The sequence below is a fragment of the Streptomyces flaveolus genome (assembly GCF_014648815.1).
GTDB lineage: Bacteria > Actinomycetota > Actinomycetes > Streptomycetales > Streptomycetaceae > Streptomyces > Streptomyces flaveolus.
On record NZ_BMRV01000042.1, the window covers coordinates 1 to 889 of the forward strand.

The following is an 889-nucleotide window of genomic DNA, read 5'->3' on the forward strand; positions in this document are numbered from 1 at the left end:
GGTCACCACCACCTCCGGTCCCGGCGTCGCACTCAAGAGCGAAACCATCGGTCTCGCGGTGTCGCTGGAGCTGCCGCTGCTGATCGTGGACATCCAGCGCGGCGGCCCGTCGACGGGGCTGCCGACCAAGACCGAGCAGGCGGATCTGCTGCAGGCGATGTACGGCCGCAACGGCGAGGCCCCGGTGCCCGTGGTCGCGCCGCGTACTCCGGCGGACTGCTTCGACGCGGCCCTGGAGGCGGCGCGGATCGCGCTGGTCTACCGCACCCCGGTGTTCCTGCTGTCCGACGGCTACCTGGCCAACGGCTCCGAGCCGTGGCGGATTCCGGAGCTGGACGAGCTGCCGGACCTGGCGGTGCGGTTCGCGCAGGGCCCCAACCACACGCTGGACGACGGCACCGAGGTGTTCTGGCCCTACAAGCGGGACCCGCAGACCCTGGCCCGTCCGTGGGCGGTGCCGGGCACGCCGGGTCTGGAGCACCGGATCGGCGGCATCGAGAAGCAGGACGGCACGGGCAACATCTCCTACGACCCGGCCAACCACGACCTCATGGTCCGCACCCGCCAGGCCAAGATCGACGGCATCCAGGTCCCCGACCTGGAGGTCGACGACCCGGACGGTGCGCGCACCCTCGTTGTGGGCTGGGGCTCGACGTACGGGCCGATCACCGCGGCGGTGCGGCGGCTGCGGGCGGCCGGGGAGGCGATCGCGCAGGCCCATCTGCGCCACCTCAACCCCTTCCCGCGCAACCTCGGTGACGTACTGGCCCGTTACGAGCGCGTCGTGGTCCCCGAGATGAACCTCGGGCAGCTCGCCACGCTCATCCGGGCCCGGTACCTGGTCGACGCCCGCCCGTACAACCAGGTCAACGGCATGCCGTTCAAGGCG

1 pseudogene is annotated in these 889 nt (G+C 71.8%); it reads left to right on the forward strand.

The annotated features are described in order from the left end of the window. Positions 1–889, forward strand: a pseudogene (locus tag IEZ05_RS36105) (2-oxoacid:acceptor oxidoreductase subunit alpha); the annotation flags it as partial.